This is a genomic window from Pseudomonas sp. PNPG3 (assembly GCF_023093815.1).
Lineage (GTDB): Bacteria > Pseudomonadota > Gammaproteobacteria > Pseudomonadales > Pseudomonadaceae > Aquipseudomonas > Aquipseudomonas asiatica.
On record NZ_JALLKV010000118.1, the window covers coordinates 1 to 2057 of the forward strand.

General features: G+C 59.8%; 6 protein-coding genes. All 6 read right to left on the reverse strand.

Annotation, left to right across the window (positions count from 1 at the left end):
- Window positions 1-268 (reverse strand): hypothetical protein (locus MJ643_RS30270; protein WP_247727267.1); only part of this gene is annotated, 268 nt, incomplete at its 3' end.
- On the reverse strand, window positions 265-804 hold the full coding sequence (locus MJ643_RS30275; RefSeq protein ID WP_247727268.1) for a glycoside hydrolase family 104 protein: 540 nt from the start codon (window positions 802-804) through the stop codon (window positions 265-267). The genes MJ643_RS30270 and MJ643_RS30275, both read right to left, overlap by 4 nt.
- Before the next feature lie 60 nt (window positions 805-864).
- Complete coding sequence (locus MJ643_RS30280) at window positions 865-1089, reverse strand: hypothetical protein (protein ID WP_247727269.1); 225 nt, start codon at window positions 1087-1089, stop codon at window positions 865-867.
- 60 nt (window positions 1090-1149) lie between these two features.
- On the reverse strand, window positions 1150-1320 hold the full coding sequence (locus MJ643_RS30285) for a hypothetical protein (protein ID WP_247727270.1): 171 nt from the start codon (window positions 1318-1320) through the stop codon (window positions 1150-1152).
- Entirely contained in the window at window positions 1304-1684 is a 381-nt protein-coding gene (locus tag MJ643_RS30290; protein ID WP_169775242.1) for a hypothetical protein, read from the reverse strand. The genes MJ643_RS30285 and MJ643_RS30290 overlap by 17 nt, the downstream gene beginning before the upstream one ends.
- The coding region (locus MJ643_RS30295; RefSeq protein WP_247727271.1) for a hypothetical protein at window positions 1681-2057 on the reverse strand (377 nt) is incomplete at its 5' end. The genes MJ643_RS30290 and MJ643_RS30295, both read right to left, overlap by 4 nt.

The window sequence follows — 2057 nt, forward strand, 5'->3', positions numbered from 1 at the left end:
TATCTGCGCTGGCTTTAGCCTCGCCTACTGCCTTTTCGGCCCCGGCCTGGCGGGCCTTCGCGGCCAGGGTCAGGTCGCCCAGGGCCTTGCCCTGCTCCTGCGCCAGGCCGGTGAGGTTGTCTCGGGCGGCCACGCAGGCGACCACTTCCCCATTGGCCTCGTCCAGCACCGGGCGGTAGTGACCGGCAGCGAGCCAGACACCGCCGGTGCCGCCAAGGGCCACCAACAACACTCCGACTAGTATTGGCACCATCAGTTTTTCGTTCACGCCACCATCTCCCCGCCGCAGGCGCTGAACATCGCAAGCAGCTGATCTTGTGACTTGGCCTCAGCCGCCCGCTCCGCCTCGTAGATGCCCAGCAGCGCGGCCAGTTTGTGCTCGCGTTGGCCATAGCCGGCACCGGGCAGGCTGGCCCAGATCGGGGCAGCCTTGGCGATCGCTTCGGCAATCCGGCCGGCTTTGATGAGCGGCAGCGCGCCGCACTCCGTCAGCAACTTGATTGCAGCCAGGTCCTGGGCCTCGGGAATGAAACGCCCCTTGAACCCATAGTTCTTCACGATGGCGTCCCAGGTGCCGGCGAGGAACTGGTACCGGCCGGCAGCGGAGCTGTAGATGCTGTACTTCGGCAGCCACACCTTCACCTTCGGGTGCTTGCTGTAGTCGCTGAACAGCTTGCCGCCCACCAGGACGTTGTACCCGTCGTCACTGGCCTTGATAGTTGAAGTGCCTTCAGACCAGGCCAGCATGTCCAGGAAGGCAATCACGTTTACGCCGCCGGCAACTGCGGCAGAAATTCGGGACATGGTTTTCTCCAGGCAAAAAGAAGCCCGCGCTAGGCGGGCGTGGGTTGATTAGGGGGTGCGTCAGGCGACAGGCGCTTCAGGCTCAGGCACCGGATCGGCCGGGTCTGCGACAGTAATGGCTACCGTGGCGGTGTAGTCCTTCAGCACCTGTGCAACACAGACCTGGGCGGCCGGGAACTGGGTCAGGATCTCGCGGGCACGGGCGTCGGCCTCCTCCTGGGTGGCGTAACGGATTTTGTTGGCAACTTCGTAGTCATTGCTCAGGTTGATGGCGACAAATGGCATGGGTTTTCTCCAGATAAAAAGAAGCCCGCTCGATGGCGGGCATAGGGTGCTGTGAAGCGTTCAGGTTTTGGGGTGTTGCTGCTTGACCCTCTGCAGGGTCGTGTAGAACGGTTCAGCCTTGGGCATCAGGCCCCGGTCCATGGCGTGCCAGAGCATGTCCAACTGCTCCTCGATCGGCGGATACTCAGCGGCACGCCGCGGGCCGTGGTCACTTTTATGCCGTATTTTCAACGGTCACCTCCTGGTCTTGGTACGGCCACTTGCTGATGATGATGGTGTAGCTCCCCAGGTGAGAGAACTCCAACTCGATGTCTGTCCCGTCCGCTTCATAAGAGACTCCTTCGATTTTCACTACAGCCCCTGCGGGCACCCCCTTTAAGAGATTGCCTTCCAAAAACGCAGATCCTACCGGCCTGGGTAGCAATTGATTGCCGGCTACATATTGCAATGCCGGAACCGCCGGAGAATCCAATACCAAGTAAGGCAAGGGCGTGTTTAGCCTTAGTGAAGGCTCAGCGGAGTCAGGCGAGCCGGAAACAGCAATGATAATTTCGCCGCGATCATTGAATGCCGCCAAATGTACAGACTCAGTCATCGCTTAGACCCCATCGCAAAAATATTCATGCCCGACACGGATACCCCAGAGTTCTCGCCCCACCAACTCACGCTGACCACATGCTGTCCTGGACCGGCATAAACGGCACCTTGCAAGCTCGGAAAGCCGTCAGCCCAGTCTCCGCCACCTTCTGCGATCAACGTACTGTTTACCCAAAGACGGAATCGATACTGTCGGATGCCACCGCCAAAACCTTGGTAGCACCCAAAGATCGCTTGGATGTAGCCAGCGGTATCGAGAGTCATTGCTACTGCCGCCAAGTCAATCCAGTTACCGATACCGGAACCATACACCGTAGTGTTGTTGGTGACCGACACAGGCACCGTCACTGCATTGCCACGAATGCGCAGCG